This window comes from Moellerella wisconsensis (genome assembly GCF_022592395.1).
In the GTDB taxonomy this organism is placed as follows: Bacteria; Pseudomonadota; Gammaproteobacteria; order Enterobacterales; family Enterobacteriaceae; genus Moellerella; species Moellerella wisconsensis.
Genome location: NZ_CP093242.1, coordinates 1169486 through 1188667, shown reverse-complemented (window position 1 = coordinate 1188667; position 19182 = coordinate 1169486). Strand labels below are relative to the sequence as shown.

Genomic DNA, 19182 nt, shown 5'->3' with positions numbered 1-19182 from the left:
ATCTCCCCCATATCTAAGACGTATAATATGATTATTAAGCAAGGCTGTCTGGAGGTGGCTATGATGATCACCAGTAAGTTTGGAATTGGACAACAAGTAAGACACAAACTCCTTGGGTATCTAGGCGTTATTGTTGATGTTGATGCTGAATACTCGCTCGAACAACCACAAAATGATGAAATTTCATCAAATGATACCTTACGTAATGCGCCTTGGTATCATGTTGTGATGGAGGATGATGACGGTGAAGCTATCCACACTTACCTTGCGGAAGCGCAAATCACCTATGAAACTTATGGAGACCATCCAGAGCAATCTTCGATGGATGAACTCGCTGAATCTATCCGGTCTCAGTTACAGGCGCCGCGCTTGCGTAATTAATCCGTCAATATTGGATCTAAATCCCGTGTAAGGCAGACTTTCTGCCTTACTTGAATATTATCCTATTAAATATAGAGTAGAATTCAAATTGTTTAGTTTAAATCTTATTTATCTTAACCAAGATTATATTAATCCAATTTCTCTAACCCCAATGCTTTAATTTCTTTTTTTGGACATTTATCCATCACACACTGCATCCCTGCTTGCAAGGCAATTTGTTCAGCCTCTGGGCTGATCACCCCCAACTGTAACCATAAAACTTTGGCATTAATTGCTGCTGCTTCCACGGCTATACCTGGCGCAGCTTGTGCATTTCTAAAGACATCAACAATATCAACTGGTTGTGGGATATCTTTTAATTGCGCATAAACTGTTTGTCCCAATAATTGTTGCCCTGCTAATTTTGGGCTCACAGGGATCACTGTATATCCTTGCTCTAATAAATAGTGCATCACTTCGTTGCTTGGCCTGGATGAATTGTCACTAGCACCGACCAATGCAATCACTTTTGAATGCTGCAAAATTTGTTTAATTTGTTGTTTTATCATATAAAAGCCACTCCAAAAACAATAAGCTATTGATAGACACTATCATATATCTGCATATTTGAGATTATAACGATAAATCATATACCGCTATATAGTCACAATGCTATCTACTTATAGGTATAATATTGATGATAATCTAAATATAAGCCAATTATAGTAACGTTATAATTTATAATGATAAAATATAATTATCACTACTTATAGCTATCTCACTGAGAGGATCTCCATGGAATCAACAACTCGTACCCTGCAAACACCTAAAAATATTGCTCTTGTTGCTCATGATCACTGTAAACCTTCGTTATTAGCTTGGGTAAAACATAATCTAGAGCAGCTATCTTCGCATAAATTATTTGCAACAGGCACTACAGGAAATTTAATTAATCAGCATACTGGACTGCAAGTTACTGGGATGATGAGTGGTCCTATGGGGGGCGATCAGCAAATCGGTGCGATGATTGCAGAACAGAAAATTGATATTTTAATTTTTTTCTGGGACCCCCTGAATGCCGTACCTCATGACCCTGATGTAAAAGCCCTTCTGCGTCTAGCTACCGTCTGGAATATCCCCGTAGCTACTAATGCTGCTACCGCTGACTTTATCATCACATCACCTTATTTTTCAGGCAGTATTGATATAACCATTCCTGATTATGCACGTTACTTGACAGATAGAACTCAATAAAACTAGCCGTATATTGCTAATTTTACTACCGCAGCAGTGTATTCCATTCAATAATCTGTGTGTTCTATTTAATAAATAGTGCACACAGCAGTTAATTTAATTGAAACTAAGGTTTTCGCTGTTTAACTGCACCCAAACTGACCAATTCTTCAACAAAAACAGATGGATATTGCGGGTCAAACATCAACCACACCTGATGTTTTGTACGTGTTAATGCCACATACAATAAACGACGTTCCTCTGCATCAACAAAACTTTCTGGTTGTGGTAACAATACTTGTTCGAGTACTGATTCACGTGCTAGTGCAGGAAAACTCTCTTTATTCGAACTTAATCCTAAAATAATCACATAATCAGCTTGTTGGCCTTTAGCTGCATGAATGGTCATAAAATCGATATTTAATTTTGGCCAACGTGTCTCAGCTTTAGCTAAAATTTCGGGTTTAAGATGATGATAGCGCGCAAGCAGTAGGATCCGTTCATCATCTCTTACATACCCACTCATTTTATTTAATAACGCTTCTAATTGTTCTTCAGGCAGCAATACGACCGATTTTTTATTTCCCTTTGCCAAACTATTCAGAGGTTTATTTAACTGTGCAGGATTCTGTAAAATAAATTGGTTGGCAATATGTCCAATACGCTGATTAAAACGGTAGGTGGTATCGAGCATACATATTGCTCCCACGCCAAAATATTGTTCAAACTTTCTAGTTAAATTCAATTCAGCCCCACTAAACCTATAAATAGCTTGCCAATCATCCCCCACGGCAAAGAGTGAACTTTGTTTATTTTGTTGCCGAAGAGTTTGTAATAACTTGGCTCTTAATGGTGATATATCCTGAAATTCATCGACTAAAATATGTTTCCACGGACTGACAAAGCGGCCTTTTTCTAGTAAATAAATGGCTTGATGGAGTAACCCCGAAAAATCGACAGCATTATCTGCTTTTAATGCAGCTTTCCACGCTTTTAATAATGGTGCCATAAGACGTATTCGCTTTTGAAACAACCCACTAATTTCGTCTTTCGCTTCTTCTATCATTGCCTTTTGACTGCCGCCATGCATTCTCATTAAACCTAACCAGTTATCTAAACGACTGACTATGCGCTGGCTAATCGATGGGTCTTGCCAAAAATCACCTTCTGGGATCTCCCAGCCTAATTCTTCAGTAAGCCATTCTCGCCAGCCTTTAGCTTGTGCTTTTTTAGCGGCACATTGTACCCGCCATTCATCGAGTAATAATTGATACTTTTTTTGTTGATCCGTTTCTAATTCACTAATTATAGGTGGTTTTTTTCCACATTCTCGAATGATGTGCAGCGCTAATGCGAGAAATGTCTTAGCATGAATATCTTGTTGATCTAATCGTTCATTAATCCGTGTATTCATTTCGATCGCCGCTTGACGCCCAAAAGCTAATAATAAAATTTGGTCTGGCAATGCCAGCTGACGAGCTAATAACCATCCTGCCCGAGCGACTAGCACCGATGTTTTACCGCTGCCCGCTCCGGCCAACACAAGCACATTTTTTTCACCGTTAACTACAGCATGGCTCTGGGATGTATTAAGCGGAGTAGTTTCAATTTGTTGAAAAAAATCAGCATATTTTGCTAATATCGAACAGCTCCATTGCTGATTTACTTGATGGCGTTTCTGCTCACCTTCATTCAGCCAAGATAAACAATATAAATAATTTTCATGACATTGATTAAATTCAACTAATCGAGTTATTGGCAAAGGTAAAGCGGCAAATTTTTGTTCTATCAATTGCTGAATACTGACTAAACTAGATTGCTCAAGCCAACTTTGTTGCTGTAATTTTTGCGTAATCGAATCCACCAGCGCTGACAATACTACCGCGCTGATTTCACTCATTTCATTACTCCATAATTGCCATTTATTTTTTAGATAACAGTAAAAATGTTGTGTTTCTTTCCATTCTGTACCATGTAAACGAACGACTTGCTCATCGGGTAGCTCAAATTCCAACTCTCCCCAAACAAGACCCCGCTTACAATGTATATTCAACAACTGATTAAAAGGGATCAAATACTGATGTTTTTCACCACTGACTTCGATGCCTGCATTAAGTAATCGCACCTTATTATAAGGGTGCTGTGCCAAACGCTGTCCAAGTTGTGTTGATTTCAGTTCCATTCGCGCTACACCGTATTTTATCAATTGAACAACGAAAATAACGACTGCTTGATTTCAGGTGGTTTTTTCTTACCGCTAAACACGCTATCCTATAAAAATTAGAGACTTTTTGTCCCCTTTTAGAGGTACTGTGTGCTTACCCTGCTCTCCGGCTATCGCCGCATTCTATATAACAGTCATTTTTTGTATTATATCCGAATCCTAATTTCACTTACAGGAACAACATTGGTTCCTTGGTTGTTAGGTCAAGAACCAAAAACGACGATCCCCTTAACCTTAGGGGTAGTTGCCGCAGCATTAACCGACCTTGATGATCGCCTCACCGGGCGGCTTAAAAATTTAGCCATCACATTGTTATGCTTTTTAATTGCATCAGTTTCAATAGAGTTGCTATTTCCTTACCCCTGGTTGTTTTTGTGCGGATTAGCACTATCTACCGGCGGTTTTATTATGCTGGGGGCTCTAGGACAACGCTATGCCACTATTGCCTTTGGTGCATTATTAATTGCTATTTATACCATGCTGGGTGCGCCTATCTTTGATACTTGGTATCAACAGCCAGTACTGTTACTTACAGGGGCTATTTGGTACAACCTGTTGACATTGATTGGCCATTTACTGTTTCCTGTGCGACCGTTACAAGATATTTTAGCCCAGTGCTATCAGCAGTTATCTTCGTTCTTAGATGCAAAAGCTAACTTATTTGATCCCGATATCGAAGAAGATCATCAGCAATCTATCTTTGACTTAACTATGGCTAATAGCGCGTTAGTTAATACGATGAATCAGGCTAAATTAGTGTTACTCAGTCGCTTAAAAGGAGACCGAGGACAACGAGGTACACGCCATACGTTACACTATTATTTTGTGGCGCAAGATATTCATGAACGTGCAAGTTCTTCACATATTCAATATAAAAATTTAAGCCATTCATTCCGCCATAGTGATATTTTATTCCGGTTTCAGCGTTTATTATCCATGCAAGCTCGCGCTTGCCAACAAGTCGCACAATCAATCTTGCTACGTACTCAGTATAATCATAATCCGAGATTTGAGCATTCATTCAATTACTTAGAAGCTTCATTACAGTTGCTTAAACAGCAACATCCGGCAAGTCATGAAATTAATGCATTATATAATTTGCTAAAAAATCTTAAAGGAATCGATATTCAATTAAAGGGGCTGAGCCTAGAACAAGAACCTAATGATCTTGAGAATAAAGATAATATTCAATTATCTGATGAATCACTATCAGGATTTAGAGATATTATCGAGCGTTTCAAACGCCATTTAACGCCTAAATCAGCCTTATTCCGTCACGCAGTTAGATTGTCTATACTGCTGTGCTTTGGCTATGCATTTATTCAATTATTTGATTTAAATCGCGGATATTGGATTTTATTGACCAGCTTATTTGTCTGCCAGCCTAATTATAATGCTACCAAACGGCGATTAGCCCTGCGGATTATCGGAACGCTAGCTGGCGTACTGATCGGCTTACCTATTCTGTATTTCGTTCCTTCTATTGAAGGTCAATTAGTCCTTATTGTTATTTCTGGTCTACTATTTTTTGTGTTTCGAAATAGCCAATATGCTCAAGCCACATTATTTATTACCTTATTAGTCCTATTCAGCTTCAATTTACTTGGTGAAGGCTTTGAAGTGGCATTACCACGGATTATCGACACATTAATTGGCTGTGGAACAGCATGGCTTGCGGTGAGTTTTATCTGGCCTGATTGGAAATTTCGCCAACTACCTCAAGTCATTAATCGCACTATGGAAAATAACTGTCGTTATCTAGATGCAATTTTAATCCAATATCATCAAGGCAAAGATAACCGTTTAGAATATCGAGTGGCTCGCAGAGATGCACATAATAGCGATGCTGAATTTGCTTCTGTGGTCTCCAATATGGCGACTGACCCCAAGTCTTATCACACCACACAAGAACAAGCTTTCCGTTTACTCTGCTTAAATCATACTTTACTAAGCTATATATCTGCGTTAGGGGCTCATAGAGAGAAAATTGAGAATACACAAATCTTATCCATTTTAAATGATACGGTTTGCTTTGTAGAGTCATCCCTTGCCGGCGATAATAGCGTCATAGAAAAATCAGATAATCTGGCTCAAAGCTTAATTCAACGGATTGATCATTTTTCTGTGCATGATAATGACAAGGCGCTGCTTATTATGGAGCAAACTCGGCTATTACTTGAATTATTACCTGAGATAAGCTCATTAATTCAAAGTATTAAATCGCAGCAGTCATAATCAACACACTAATACAAAAAAATCCGTGTGTAATTAAGAGGGAAAATAGGCAACTCCAGCGTATTTTCCCTCGCTCCTGTTATTTTTTTGATTAATTAATTTATACTTATTATATGTTATTCTGAACAGCTACAATCAACGGTGTGATACCAGCGTATCAACTCTTGCTTCAGATCATGGGGTAAAACTGAACTATGATAACCAGCAATCGCACCCGCTAATTCAAACAGTAATTTAATCCCTAAGCGATAATGATTATATTGCCTTAATTTCAGATAACAGGCTTTTGCTCCAATCAATTTTAACTCTGCAACGTGATAAATTCCTACTTTACCTAGCGCTCTCTCTGACGCCATATTCATATTGGGTAAATCTTTTATACGCCCCTCAACTTTTTGTTTTAATAACTGTTCTTCCATAGCAGCTTGATAAGTAAGATCAACATAAAATAAAAATCGACTTTCATACTGCCAAACTTTATCTGGTATACAATAATATCTGAGCTCAAGAAGAACTCCTTTTTTCTTATAAATTAATTTCTTAAGTCCGATAGCTTCAAAGTGATTTTGAGCAAATAAGCACCCCCGTAAATAAAACTCACCATCAATAACCAAACCAACGATGGCATGATCAATAATCAAACAATAACCACCGAAGTGATTTTTTCTTTTCATTTCGCCATATTTACTAAATAAGCGCGCTAAATAGCGATATTTTTGTTCTGGTATCATCATTAGCTCAAATTCCTTTTTGAGATTAAATCCATGAGATTAGTTCCCTACTAAAAGTTTAATTTTTTTATTTTTTACAATTAATTAGATAATTATCACGTTGTGATACTTCACTAAAAGTTCTGTACAAATTGCCGTTATAAACATTGAAATTTGCGAAGCACTTCGTAAAAATAATCTTGATATTGTATAAATATACAGTTACTGTACATATATACAGTGCATAATGGTGAGGTAGATTATGAGCATCTATTCATGGAATGATACAATTGAATATTCTCTGAACACACATGTGAAAGGGTTAGTTCATCAACAAACACAAAAATCATCCTTGACGGAAGGCATGATCAGTGAATTAGTCTATAATGATCAGCACCCGATTGTTGATTATCTTTTACTTCCTTTATTACGGCAATTTGGTGACCAGTCACGCTGGTTACTATGGTTAAGCCCTAATAAAAAATTAAGTAAAAAATGGCTAGCGCAATCTGGGCTCCCTTTACATAAAATTATGCAACTGAATCATATTGATTCAATTACGACCATCGATGCGATGGAAAAAGCATTAAATAGTGGAAATTACAGTATTGTTTTAGGTTGGTTGCCCGAACTCGAAGATCACGATTTTGCGCGTCTGGAAAAAGCTGCGCTATTAGGGGGGGCAATAGGACTAATTATGAGGCCTCAGATTATAAATAATATCGTTAATCCCTGTTCTCGACAGCTAAATCTCTTAAAAATTCAGCCTAATCGTTATCATTAAGCTAGATTAAGAATTTTCTTACTAAATTTAACACTTGGTATTAAATGGGTAAAATACATACTAAAAATCAATTTATATCAAAGAGATAAGCAACTAATCACAAAAGCAACATTCTCTTTTATCTCTATGATTTATCCATCAAATTTTATTTTTTTATCGCTATTTTTGCACTGTCTACTTGTATCTTTTCGAGTTCGTTGTAGACTTTAGCTTGTTAAGGTAGTGCCATTATATTTACTTTTGATGTTTTTTTTCACATAATGCACTGTAAAACTTAGCAAGTATTTTAAACCAATGGCTAATAATAAGGCTCATTGAAGCCATGCCAAAATTGGATGATAACGAGGCGTAAAAAATGAAAAAGACAGCTATCGCAGTAGCAGTGGCACTAGCGGCGTTTGCAACTGCAGCGCAAGCAGCTCCAAAAGACAACACTTGGTATACCGGTGGTAAACTAGGTTGGTCACATTACGAAAACACTAAATTCACCCCTTCAGATTTCGATTCAGTAGGTAGCGGTAAAACTGACCGTGATCAACTGGGTGCGGGTGCATATGCTGGTTATCAGTATAACCCATACTTAGGTTTCGAACTGGGCTACGACTGGTTTGGTAAAATGAAATACAAAGGTTCAGATAACAGCGGTGATCTGAAATCTATGGGTGTTTCTCTGACTACCAAATTAAGCTATCCAGTAATGGAAGACTTAGACGTTTATACACGTCTGGGTGGTATGGTATGGCGTACAGATGTTAAAGCTAACCAAGGTGGCGAACGCTTTAAAGAAAACGATACTGGTGTTTCTCCAGTCTACGCTCTGGGTGTTGAATACGCAATCACTCCAAACTGGGCAACTCGTCTGGATTACCAATGGGTAAGCCATATGGGTGATAAAGACAACCTGGGCGTTCGTCCAGATAACGGCATGCTGAGTGTTGGTCTGGCTTACCGCTTCAATCAAGAAGCAGCGCCAGTTGTAGCTCCAGCTCCAGTTGTTGAGCCAGCTCCAGTTGTTGAAAACAAACGTTTCACACTGCGTTCAGACGTTCTGTTTAACTTCAACAAAGCAACTCTGAAAACTGAAGGTCAATCAGCTCTGAACGAACTGTTCTCTGAACTGAGCAACATCGACCCAACTCAAGGCCGTGTAGTTGTTATCGGTTATACTGACCGTATCGGTTCTCAAAACTACAACCTGCCTCTGTCACAGAAACGTGCTCAGTCAGTTGTAGATTATCTGGTAGCTAAAGGCGTTCCAGTTTCTGCAATCTCTGCAGAAGGCCGTGGTAAAGAAGATCCAGTTACTGGCAACAAATGTGACGATGTTAAAGGCCGTGCAGCTCTGATCGAGTGTCTGGCTCCAGACCGTCGCGTAGAAATCGAAATCCAGGGTACAACTGAAGTTGTTACTCAACCAGGCGCTTAATATTAATTAAGTTGTTCTAGGTATATTTCGAAAGTATCTCAAAAAACCCCATGAAAATGGGGTTTTTTATTGGCGGCCATAAATAGTAGTAAAAATAGTTGTAAGAAAAGGGAAATCACTCTCTATCGTTTTTAGATTCACCCAATATTTCCTGAAGATCATGCTTTAAGCTGCTCATTTTATTCTCATATTTCTCTTTATGCTCAGCATCTTCAATCAATTGAATAATAGTTTCTGACAATGTATTACCGCGCCTAACCGCCAAATTAGATAAGCGTTGCCAAACTAAAAAATCTAGGTCAATCGACTTTTTACGAGTATGGGGTTGCTCTGCATTAAAATGTCGTTTACGTCGGGCACGAATACTCTGTTTCATTCGATTATCGAGTTTTGGATCCATATGCTTAGCTATCCAGTGTAAAACCTCCACTGGGTTAGTTTCTAACTTTAGTAAATCAGAGATAGCTTGTTCTTGAGCACTACGTTCGATATAACGGGTGATAGATCCGCCTTCTCGTGCTTTCTTGACGAGGTAATCCCACTTCCAACCACATTCAAGGTTTTCAAGCTGTTGATATTTCATTATTTTTCTCTGTGACAATGTAACTTGTAGTCATATTAGCAATATTTGAAGCAAAAAAAAGTAATCTAAAGTAATTTTTCATTGTAGAAATAAAATAAGTCGAAATTATCCAGTCTAAATATCATACTGAATCACACAATAAGATATAATTCCATTTATAATCTATTTTCTCCCCTTCTAACAACACTCTGTTATTTTTTACTCCATAGAAATATTCCGCGAAAAGAGATAACACCATCAACATAACTGTAGTAGAATTAGTATTCATTCGTAACAAATATAATAAAATTAATGCTAAATTTTGACCACATACTCCTTATTTATGGTATTGGTGGAGTTATCTCTGCACTGATTACACTGCTTCTCACCAAAGATAGTTTTTTAATACGGCTATTAAGTGCCTTATTAATTGGCTTTTCTTGGCCTATGTCTCTTCCCGTAGTATTACTGTTTTCTTTATTCTAGTCGCCGTCAGTTTGTACTGCATTCGATAAAAAACACCTCAAAAATGAGTTCAATAATTCCCAAAAAATTAGATGCCAAATCATCGTGTTAAATCATGCGATATTATGCTAATTAATGCTGGCACTAATTTGATCTGGCGCTAATATATAGCCCAAATACTAGAGCTAAAAAATGTGAGTGAAAATTTTGATATACGGCTCCATAGTAAAGATTTGGGCAGAGTAAGAAACTTATATTAATAAGTTAGTTAGATGATTGAAAACTGCTACCATCGTCACCACTTGTACTATAGCGGGTATAAAAGCTTTGTCTGCGAATCAATAATATACTCAGCAGGATTATTATTTTTCTATAGCTATCAAAAATAATAAATAATATTTCTGCCAGCATGATAGGCTGTCGGGTTTCACCATGAAAGCACTGATGCCAATAGCAGGCTGTTATCTTCCACCTCATTGAAAGTAGACTAAATTATAGTGATCAATAAAGAACTAACATGGCAAGGCCTGTTACCTGATTTTACGCCATATGAAACAATATTGACGTCATCAGCAACACTCCCTCCATCTTCATTAGCTGATATTCAACCCCGGTTATTTGATAGCATGCAGCGCTTTGTCGCGGAAAACTCTCGCACACGCTTTATGTTCATCAAAGCGGATGAAAATGAATTCTATTTAAAAACCTTTGCATCGGCGATCGAACCGCTGTTAACGGAAACACATTCTATTGTTGGTGATTATCAATTGTCCGATGATCACTCAACCTTAAGCTGGAACAGCGAACTCCACGGTAAATTTTCTGCTACACATAACATCGCATGGCGAGAATGGATTGAGCCAGAGCAACTGTTTGGTTTTATTACGTCAAAACAGCAGGCAATTCCTGGATTACTGCATAAAATTAATGGTGGTATTTTACTGCTCTCTGCGCGTACCTTACTGGCTCAACCTCTGATGTGGGCGCGATTGAAGCAGATGATCACCCAGCAACGTTTTGAATGGTTACCTTTATCGGAACTACAAGCGTTACCTTTTGTAGCTGATGCGTCACCTCTAGATCTCAAATTAATCATTATTGGTGACAGACTTAGTCTTGAAGAGCTGGAGTTTGCAGAGCCTGAACTGTTTGAGCGTGCGTTGTATGGCGAATATGAGTCGCTGATGTTTTTTGAAGATGAGCAGCAGCTCACTTTATGGATGAGTTATGTTAATACACTCATCGCTGAGCATCAGTTACCTAAAATAGCCAGTAATGGCTGGGCAGCATTGCTTACTCAAGCCACACGTTATTGTGAAGACCAATATACGCTACCATTCGATGCCTTATGGCTACTGCGTCGTTTAACTGATGCAGCACATTATAAAAATGATCAAGGCTTATTGGATAACAACGCCTTTACACAAGCACGTGAAAATCGTCTTTGGCGACATCAGTATTTATCCGAGCGTGGGCAGGATGATATTTTACAAGAACAGATTTTAATCAAAACCGAGGGCGAAGTAATCGGTCAGATTAATGGGCTGTCAGTATTGCAATTTCCTGGTCATCCTGAGCCTATCGGTGAACCTTCACGAATTACCTGCGTCGCTCATCTCGGTGATGGTGAATTTGTTGATGTCGAACGAAAAGCCGAACTTGGCGGTAATATTCATGCTAAAGGTATGCTTATTATGCAGGCTTACCTTAACTATGAATTAAAACTAGATCAGCCTCAGCCATTCTCTGCTTCTATAGTCTTTGAGCAATCCTATGGCGAAGTTGATGGCGATAGCGCTTCTCTTGCCGAATTATGTGCTCTCATCAGTGCCCTTGCATTACAACCGATTGACCAGCAAATTGCCGTTACTGGGGCTGTCGACCAATTTGGTTATGTTCAACCTATTGGTGGTGTAAATGAGAAAATTGAAGGTTTTTTTGATATTTGCTTTCAGCGCCAATTAACGGGTCAGCAAGGCGTCATTATTCCTATGGCCAATGTACGCCATCTGAGTTTAAAAAACGAAGTCATTGACGCAGTTAAAAATGAACAATTTCATATTTGGCCGGTTGAGCATGTCGCACAGGCGATTACACTTTTAACTCGTCAGCCTTACTATGAGCAGCAAAGTGAAGAAGAAAGTGAACATCTGTTAGCTATAATACAAGAACGAATTAACCAGATTAATAATCATGAAAAACCTAAGTTTCCATGGTTCTTAAGATGGTTAGGTTAAAAAATAAATATCAGATCGGAGTTGTTCAGCGTACAAGTGTAAGCTATCCTGTTGTCTTACACTTGATTAAGGCTATCTGAAAAAATGGTTGATAAACGCGAATCTTATACAAAACAAGATCTGGAAGCTTCTGGACGAGGCGAGCTTTTCGGTGAGAATGGTCCTCCATTGCCATCTGGCAATATGTTAATGATGGATCGCGTCACTAAAATGTCTGTTGACGGTGGTGAATTCAATAAAGGCTTTGTCGAAGCTGAATTTGATATAAACCCTGATATGTGGTTTTTTAGCTGCCATTTCGTCAATGACCCAGTCATGCCTGGTTGCCTTGGCTTAGATGCTATGTGGCAATTAGTCGGTTTCTATCTTGGCTGGCTAGGTGGTGAAGGTAAAGGTCGAGCTTTAGGTGTCGGCGAAGTTAAATTTACCGGACAAGTCTTACCTACAGCAAAAAAAGTCACTTATCGTATCAACTTCAAACGCGTAATCAATCGTAAATTGATTATGGGATTGGCAGATGGTGAAGTATTGGTCGATGGTAAGCTTATCTATACTGCAAAAGATTTGAAAGTGGGTCTATTTAAAGATACCAGCTCATTTTAATTGAGTGTGAATTAATTAAGTAAATTTTAATTAATTCACCAAAAAAAGTCTTTATAGTTCCTATGAGAACCTCCGCCCTTAGCGGAGGTTAATTTTTCTTTATTCAGTGTTGTGGAGTCGATTGACTAGGTTTATGGTTTATTGCTTATCTGACAATTAACACATTAACTCTCAACGTTCGAATATAAAAAATACCTACATAGAGAGTTATTTCTAAGAACTTAATGCTATTTTCTTAGCGCTAAACCCAGTAAGTCATGAATATTCATCAGCCTTTAGGCTATAACGGTTCTATCTTCCATAGCCTGACGCCACCCCCCTAACCAATGTGAACGTACATCAATAGTTTGGTAGGGACATAATTCTTTTGAACGCCCGGCTAATCCTGCTTTATAGCCTTTCGATAGTGCTCTCGCTAAACGATCTCGTTTCTGTCTTTTCATGCCTTACTTCCCTCATCATTAAAAATGGAAAAGAAAACAATGACGGTTTTTCAACCAGCCACATATTAGAAATACCTTTCTGAGGCAGGAAAAGCAAGTAAAGAATCTAGGAGAAATGTCAGAAATGTGACTTATATTCTCAAGTTATATTTAATCTATTGAATCGTAACGAATATAAATACATTAACCTTATAAATCACATGGTTAGTTCTAATTTATTTTCTATTTTTACTTCATCAACCTAATATTTTAGTTTTTTCAACTCGTTATCTAGCACCATAATCTATTTTTCGTGAAAACTATTTAGTTTTATTCTTATCTCACCTGACAGTAATAAAAAAGGTGGATATCGATAATGATCAATATCCACCTCTATATTTGACTAATTAAGGCAAAAGACTCACTCGCCTAAAATTAGGCTCGCATCACGGGCGAGAACTGCTTTCAATTTCATTCGCTATAGAATTAGCAACTTGCTGCCAACCCGTTGATAATGTTCTCACTAATGCAGGATATCCATCTTCTGTTTGTTCTAGTGCTAAATCAAATGAACGACGAATAATTTGGCTATCATGTGAAAAGGTCCAATATCCTTGAATAATAACGTGCCCATCATAGCGTCCATGGAAACCGGTTAAGGTGATATCTAAGGTATCTGGCTGACTTTCTAACGGCTGTAAAGCCACCAGTCTATTTGGTAATGCCGTAGATAAATCAACAACTAATGCCTGAGCCAACTGCTGATCTAATGGGCTTGCCCATACATGACTGGATGCATTAGTATAGCTGACATCAGTCGTCTGATAAGCAATACCATTTGCCGCCAACATATCAGATAACGTAATCCGTTGAACCCAAATTTGATTACGCCCAGTTGTATTCGCTTGCTCCTGAATTTTGGTCGCATTAATCGGCAACTGATAATACGCCTTGTCCGGTGTGCTGCTACATGCAGCCAGCATAAATACTGCAATAAATGCCAGATATCTCATTATTTTTTCGCCCTTTTAGGTTCTGGATCCTTCGTTGGTTCCGCTTCAAAGACTAACGCATTACTCTTATTATTTAAGGTTCGTAATACTGGCTGAACCTCGCGCAATACCTGATCTAAGCGCTGCATATTATCCACCATTTTATTGTAAGCGGGTGAACCCGGCTGGAATCCTTGCATCGCTCGATTCATTTCTTGTAGCGTTTTTTGCAGATCTTTAGGCAGATTTTGGAAATCTTTATTCGCCATCATGCTATTCAGCTCAGCCAATGTTTTCTGTGCTTCCTGAATAGTTTTTTCACTTTCAACTAAAGTGCGCGTAGTTTGATTCAACATCGGTTCAATCGGCATATTATTAATCTTATCTAATGCCGCAATAACTTTTTGTTGGATCTGCGCTAAACCACCACTAGTAGTTGGGATCACTTTATAGCCAGCAACAACTTGCTGTCCTTTCCACTCGCCCATATTCGGATAGAAATCCAAATCGATAAACAGAGCACCTGTCAGCAAATTACCAGATTTTAATGAAGCTCTCAGGCCATCTTTCATCGCGAGCTGAAGTTCTTTTTTCAAATCAAAGTCTTTACCGATATCGTCAGCAAATCGTTGAGGCTCGATATGAATAAGAACAGGAATACGGAAATCATTATCTAAACGCTGATCAAGTCCTTCGGTATAAAATGGTACTTGAGCTACGGTTCCTAAACGAATACCACGAAATTCAACCGGCGCGCCAGGCTGTAAACCGCGGACAGAATCAGAGAAGAACATGACAAAATCTTGATATTCGGTATACAGTGAATTCTCGATACTGCTTTGGTTATCATACAGTTTGAAAACTGTTTTTTCTTCAATAGGCGTTCCTGGTGACCAGCCTTCTGGGACATCGAAACTAACTCCACCAGTTAACAATGTCGATATCGATCCCATTTCAACATGTACACCCTGTGATGACATATCAAATGCAATCCCGCTGTCTTTCCAGAAACGAACATTTGAAGTAAGTAATTTATCGTAAGGCGCATTAATAAATAATTGATAGCGCATATCACGATTATTCATATCAAAATTACTGGTTTCAACGGAGCCAACTCGATAACCACGGAACAAAATCGGATCGCCTGCATTCAATTGCCCGGCTTGCTCACTGGTTAAAATCACCCGTAAACCTTTCGCATCAGGAGATGCTAATGGAGGCGCATCCAATAATTTAAACTCATTTCTTTCTTTGGTTTCTGTACCTGGCTGTAACTCAATAAAGACACCAGAAAGTAATGTGCCTAATCCGGTCACACCATCACGACCAATCATCGGTTTTACAATCCAAAAAGCCGAATCGTCGCGTAATAATTCGCTCATGCCACTATTTAAGCGAGCTTTTATCACCACACGGCTAAAATTATCATCCAGTGTGACACTTTCTACCATACCGATATCAACGCTGCGGCTTTTGATTTTGGTTTTACCCGCCTCAATACCTTCCGCATTATAAGTAATTAACGTGACTTCAGGCCCTTGATGGCTAAAGTGATAAAACAAAATCCATGCCCCGATGAGTATCGTGACAATCGGAATTATCCAGACTGGTGACCAGCTTTTCAGTTTACTTACTTTCGCCTCAGTCTGAGGTGTATCATTATGCGTTGTCACCCTACAGCTCCTTCTTGTTCCACAACTTTATCCGAGTGTTTTCTGTTACAGCGATCCCAAGTAAGACGTGGATCATAGGCTATCGCCGATAGCATAGTTAAAATAACCACCATACCGAACAGAATAACTCCCGGAGCAGGTGTAATACTCATCAGTTGTCCCATTTGGACTAACGATGAAAGAATTGCAATTACAAAGACGTCGATCATTGACCAACGCCCAACATATTCAACCAGTTCATAAATAAAATGCATTCTCGAAGGGTCACGATTGCCATACCCCTGTGAATCTAAGCATAACCAAGCAATAGCGATCATTTTTAACGTCGGTACCATAATACTGGCGATAAAAATAACTAAAGCTACGGGATAAGAACCGTCGCCCCACAATAAAATAACTCCGTCCATAATGGTCGAATCTAGCTGACTCCCGAGGGTTTCGGTCGTCATTACAGGTAAAATATTGGCGGGAATATATAACATAATCGAGGTAACTAATAACGCAACGGTCCACTGTAGGCTGTTGTTACGTCGTACATGACCATGGGAATAACAACGCGGGCATTCCCCCTGCTCTACCGGTAAAATCGCCGTACAAACCCGGCACAGGCGCACACCTTGGCTTATTCCTGTTTTCCCGGCGATTAAACGGCGAGAAACCACGGGTGCTGCTTCAATTTGCCCCCATAACCAGTGACGATCAAGGCACTGAAAAGCCCTCACTTGGAGTAAACAAAATAAGCAATAAGGTGCAAAACTAAGCCCTAATCCAATATCACCATACGCCATCAATTTAACAAAACTGACTAATACGCCGGCAAGAAAAATTTCTGCCATGCACCATGATTTCATTTGAAATAAGATACGGCAAAAATACACTTTTATTGGCTTAGATATCTTCACTTTTAATCCCAGCAGCATAATAATAATCATGCAGAATGCGGGAATAATTAATACAAAAAATAAAAAAAATAGCGCTAATCCACTGTATTTTGTCGCGAATATGATCTCCATAATTCGAAACAATGAAATACTATTTTCTATACCCGCTGCGCCCATACTCACAAAAGAGTACAGGCAAGCGATAACCAGCATCACTAAGGCACTGAAAGCATAAGCCACAGGCTGTTTATACGGATAACGCCATTTTGCCGTCAATAATGTATGGCAGCGTGGACACGTTGCTTTAGTGCCCTGAGCTAACTCAGGGACAGCAACTAACATATCACACTGTGAACATAGCACATGTTCATGATGATTATGTGAGCACAATGTTTCTCTCCTATTATTTAGGCGTTCGGCATTTATCCGTTCAGCTATCATGACTCAATTATGCGTCTGGAGAACCGTTTCTTAATAACTCCAGCTCTTGCCAACGATCAAAAGCAGTTTCTAGCGCGTTCTCTTTCTCTGTCAATGTCTGCAATACTTTTTCAGTCACATCATGAGGTTGATTAAAAAAGTCTGCATCGCCGACTGCAGCCTGTAGCTGGGCAATATCAGCTTCTAATTGCTCAAGTTGGGCAGGCAGCTGTTCTAGCTCACGTAGCAAATGATAACTCATTTTATTCGGGCGCTTCGCTGGCTCTTTCGGTTTCTCTTGTTTTTCCACTATTAGGCTATTTTTTTGAGTACTTTTATTTAAAGCAACTGTCTGCACACGTTGTTGCTGAGCGTCAAAAAAACCACCAACATAGCGGTTGATCGTACCATTACCTTCGAAGATCCAACATTCAGTCACACTATTATCAACAAATTGACGATCATGGCTGACTAATAATACCGTGCCTTGATAGCTATCCACCAACTCTTCGAGCAGTTCAAGTGTTTCGACATCTAGGTCATTGGTGGGCTCATCGAGGATCAGTAAATTGCTCGGCTTTAAGAATAAGCGAGCTAATAACAGACGGTTACGCTCTCCACCAGACAAAGCGCGAACCGGTGTCATGGCTCGTTTAGGGTGGAATAAGAAATCTTGTAAATAGCCTAATACATGGCGAGGTTTACCATTCACCATGACTTCTTGTTTACCTTCGGCTAAGTTGTCCATCACGGTTTTATCTGGATCAAGCGTTGCACGATGCTGATCAAAATAAGCCACTTCAAGCTTGGTTCCACAATGGATCTTTCCGCTATCCGCTTTTAAATCACCTAACATCAATTTAAGTAAGGTGGTTTTACCACATCCATTTGGGCCGACTAATGCAATTTTGTCGCCACGCTGTACTTGAGCACTGAAATTATTAACCAGAATTTTATCATCAATCTGGTAATTAACATTTTCAATTTCAAACACAATTTTGCCTGAACGTGCAGCTTCTTCGACCTGCATTTTGGCAGAGCCTAACACTTCACGGCGTTCTGAGCGTTCCATACGTAACGCTTTTAAGGCACGCACACGGCCTTCATTACGAGTACGGCGGGCTTTGATACCTTGGCGGATCCAGGTTTCTTCTTGTGCTAATTTGCGGTCGAATTCTGCATTTTGTTGTTCTTCAACGCGCAAGGCTTCTTCTTTACTTTCGAGATACGTATCGTAATTACCCGGCCATGATGCCAATTTTCCACGGTCAAGATCGACAATTCGAGTCGCCATATTACGGATAAATGAACGGTCATGAGAAATAAAGACGATACTGCCCTTAAAGTCTTTGAGGAACTCTTCTAACCAGACAATCGTTTCGATATCTAAATGGTTGGTCGGTTCATCTAAAAATAGAACTCGCGGATTACAGACTAACGCACGCCCTAATGCGGCTTTCCTTAACCATCCCCCAGAAAGAGATGAAAGTTGAGCATCCGCAGGCAATGCTAGTTTTTTCAATACGTCACTAATGCGTGCATCCAACAACCATAAATTTTGCGCATCCAAAACTTCTTGCAGTTCTGCCATGCGATTTAGGTTTTTCTCACTTGGATCTTGTTCTACTTCGCGCGATATCTGATGATAAGCTTTTAAGTATTCCGCTTGTTCTGCCACCCCTTCAGCGACGAAGTCAAACACCGTGCCTTCCACATTACGCGGCGGATCTTGCTGTAGGCGAGCAACGATTAAACCTTGCTCATACAATACTTGCCCATCATCAAGCGGTTGTTCTTTAGTCAACACCCGCATTAAGGTGGATTTACCCGCCCCATTACGACCGACTAAACACACACGTTCATTTTCTTCAATATGTAATTCGGTATTATCCAGCAGCGGAGCATCACTGAACGCCAAATACGCGCCGGACATATTCATTAAAGCCATTTATTTA

General features: G+C 39.2%; 17 protein-coding genes. 8 read left to right on the top strand and 9 right to left on the bottom strand.

Annotated elements, in window-relative coordinates:
- Positions 1–60: 60 nt before the first annotated feature.
- Positions 61–381 (top strand): heat shock protein HspQ, encoded by a 321-nt coding sequence (hspQ, locus tag MNY66_RS05215; protein ID WP_197075993.1) that lies wholly within the window; start codon positions 61–63, stop codon positions 379–381.
- Positions 382–509: 128 nt separating this feature from the next.
- Here the strand turns inward: hspQ and MNY66_RS05210 are convergent, their stop codons facing one another.
- Positions 510–929: a CoA-binding protein gene (locus MNY66_RS05210; protein ID WP_241501586.1), complete on the bottom strand. Its 420-nt coding sequence runs from the start codon at positions 927–929 to the stop codon at positions 510–512.
- A 226-nt stretch (positions 930–1155) separates the two neighbouring features.
- On the opposite strand from MNY66_RS05210, the gene MNY66_RS05205 reads away from it, so the two are divergent.
- On the top strand, positions 1156–1614 hold the full coding sequence (locus MNY66_RS05205; protein WP_047255453.1) for a methylglyoxal synthase: 459 nt from the start codon (positions 1156–1158) through the stop codon (positions 1612–1614).
- A 106-nt stretch (positions 1615–1720) separates the two neighbouring features.
- Here MNY66_RS05205 and helD read toward each other — a convergent pair whose 3' ends face one another.
- A complete protein-coding gene (gene helD, locus MNY66_RS05200; RefSeq protein ID WP_241501585.1) occupies positions 1721–3775 on the bottom strand; it encodes a DNA helicase IV in 2055 nt (684 codons plus the stop codon).
- Between the two features lie 132 nt (positions 3776–3907).
- On the opposite strand from helD, the gene yccS reads away from it, so the two are divergent.
- Positions 3908–6052 carry a YccS family putative transporter gene (yccS, locus tag MNY66_RS05195; protein WP_241501584.1) on the top strand — a complete coding sequence of 715 codons (2145 nt, stop codon included), beginning with the start codon at positions 3908–3910 and terminating at the stop codon, positions 6050–6052.
- 116 nt (positions 6053–6168) lie between these two features.
- On the opposite strand, the gene MNY66_RS05190 is transcribed toward yccS, so the two are convergent.
- A complete protein-coding gene (locus MNY66_RS05190) occupies positions 6169–6726 on the bottom strand; it encodes a TfoX/Sxy family DNA transformation protein (protein WP_241501583.1) in 558 nt (185 codons plus the stop codon).
- A 298-nt stretch (positions 6727–7024) separates the two neighbouring features.
- On the opposite strand from MNY66_RS05190, the gene sulA reads away from it, so the two are divergent.
- Positions 7025–7546 (top strand): SOS-induced cell division inhibitor SulA, encoded by a 522-nt coding sequence (gene sulA / locus MNY66_RS05185; protein ID WP_047255456.1) that lies wholly within the window; start codon positions 7025–7027, stop codon positions 7544–7546.
- 355 nt (positions 7547–7901) lie between these two features.
- Positions 7902–8972: a porin OmpA gene (ompA, locus tag MNY66_RS05180; protein WP_047255457.1), complete on the top strand. Its 1071-nt coding sequence runs from the start codon at positions 7902–7904 to the stop codon at positions 8970–8972.
- A 115-nt stretch (positions 8973–9087) separates the two neighbouring features.
- On the opposite strand, the gene matP is transcribed toward ompA, so the two are convergent.
- The gene (gene matP, locus MNY66_RS05175; protein ID WP_047255458.1) at positions 9088–9555 is read right to left on the bottom strand and encodes a macrodomain Ter protein MatP; all 468 of its coding nucleotides are present in this window, start codon (positions 9553–9555) and stop codon (positions 9088–9090) included.
- Between the two features lie 291 nt (positions 9556–9846).
- On the opposite strand from matP, the gene MNY66_RS05170 reads away from it, so the two are divergent.
- From MNY66_RS05170 to fabA, 3 genes are all read left to right on the top strand, one after another.
- Complete coding sequence (locus MNY66_RS05170; protein WP_072057336.1) at positions 9847–10020, top strand: GhoT/OrtT family toxin; 174 nt, start codon at positions 9847–9849, stop codon at positions 10018–10020.
- A 476-nt stretch (positions 10021–10496) separates the two neighbouring features.
- Positions 10497–12236 (top strand): AAA family ATPase, encoded by a 1740-nt coding sequence (locus MNY66_RS05165; RefSeq protein ID WP_047255459.1) that lies wholly within the window; start codon positions 10497–10499, stop codon positions 12234–12236.
- Positions 12237–12320: 84 nt separating this feature from the next.
- A complete protein-coding gene (fabA, locus tag MNY66_RS05160; RefSeq protein ID WP_047255460.1) occupies positions 12321–12839 on the top strand; it encodes a bifunctional 3-hydroxydecanoyl-ACP dehydratase/trans-2-decenoyl-ACP isomerase in 519 nt (172 codons plus the stop codon).
- Positions 12840–13114: 275 nt separating this feature from the next.
- On the opposite strand, the gene rmf is transcribed toward fabA, so the two are convergent.
- From rmf to MNY66_RS05135, 5 genes are all read right to left on the bottom strand, one after another.
- On the bottom strand, positions 13115–13282 hold the full coding sequence (gene rmf, locus MNY66_RS05155; RefSeq protein ID WP_047255461.1) for a ribosome modulation factor: 168 nt from the start codon (positions 13280–13282) through the stop codon (positions 13115–13117).
- Positions 13283–13707: 425 nt separating this feature from the next.
- Positions 13708–14274, bottom strand: a complete 567-nt coding sequence (gene pqiC, locus MNY66_RS05150) for a membrane integrity-associated transporter subunit PqiC (RefSeq protein WP_047255462.1) — start codon at positions 14272–14274, stop codon at positions 13708–13710.
- On the bottom strand, positions 14274–15926 hold the full coding sequence (gene pqiB, locus MNY66_RS05145) for an intermembrane transport protein PqiB (protein ID WP_047255463.1): 1653 nt from the start codon (positions 15924–15926) through the stop codon (positions 14274–14276). The genes pqiC and pqiB overlap by 1 nt, the downstream gene beginning before the upstream one ends.
- On the bottom strand, positions 15923–17149 hold the full coding sequence (gene pqiA / locus MNY66_RS05140; protein ID WP_241501863.1) for a membrane integrity-associated transporter subunit PqiA: 1227 nt from the start codon (positions 17147–17149) through the stop codon (positions 15923–15925). Before pqiA ends, pqiB begins: the two co-directional genes overlap by 4 nt.
- Before the next feature lie 106 nt (positions 17150–17255).
- Positions 17256–19175, bottom strand: a complete 1920-nt coding sequence (locus tag MNY66_RS05135; protein ID WP_241501582.1) for an ABC transporter ATP-binding protein — start codon at positions 19173–19175, stop codon at positions 17256–17258.
- Positions 19176–19182: the final 7 nt, after the last annotated feature.

Bases quoted from the DNA above. Each gene is read 5' to 3' on its own strand.
- pqiC (WP_047255462.1), bottom strand. From the start codon at position 14,274: ATGAGATATCTGGCATTTATTGCAGTATTTATGCTGGCTGCATGTAGC.
- MNY66_RS05190 (WP_241501583.1), bottom strand. From the start codon at position 6,726: ATGAAAAGAAAAAATCACTTCGGTGGTTATTGTTTGATTATTGATCAT.
- hspQ (WP_197075993.1), top strand. From the start codon at position 61: ATGATGATCACCAGTAAGTTTGGAATTGGACAACAAGTAAGACACAAA.
- MNY66_RS05210 (WP_241501586.1), bottom strand. From the start codon at position 929: ATGATAAAACAACAAATTAAACAAATTTTGCAGCATTCAAAAGTGATT.
- fabA (WP_047255460.1), top strand. From the start codon at position 12,321: ATGGTTGATAAACGCGAATCTTATACAAAACAAGATCTGGAAGCTTCT.
- ompA (WP_047255457.1), top strand. From the start codon at position 7,902: ATGAAAAAGACAGCTATCGCAGTAGCAGTGGCACTAGCGGCGTTTGCA.
- pqiA (WP_241501863.1), bottom strand. From the start codon at position 17,149: ATGTTAGTTGCTGTCCCTGAGTTAGCTCAGGGCACTAAAGCAACGTGT.
- rmf (WP_047255461.1), bottom strand. From the start codon at position 13,282: ATGAAAAGACAGAAACGAGATCGTTTAGCGAGAGCACTATCGAAAGGC.
- matP (WP_047255458.1), bottom strand. From the start codon at position 9,555: ATGAAATATCAACAGCTTGAAAACCTTGAATGTGGTTGGAAGTGGGAT.
- helD (WP_241501585.1), bottom strand. From the start codon at position 3,775: ATGGAACTGAAATCAACACAACTTGGACAGCGTTTGGCACAGCACCCT.
- MNY66_RS05205 (WP_047255453.1), top strand. From the start codon at position 1,156: ATGGAATCAACAACTCGTACCCTGCAAACACCTAAAAATATTGCTCTT.
- sulA (WP_047255456.1), top strand. From the start codon at position 7,025: ATGAGCATCTATTCATGGAATGATACAATTGAATATTCTCTGAACACA.
- MNY66_RS05135 (WP_241501582.1), bottom strand. From the start codon at position 19,175: ATGGCTTTAATGAATATGTCCGGCGCGTATTTGGCGTTCAGTGATGCT.
- MNY66_RS05170 (WP_072057336.1), top strand. From the start codon at position 9,847: ATGCTAAATTTTGACCACATACTCCTTATTTATGGTATTGGTGGAGTT.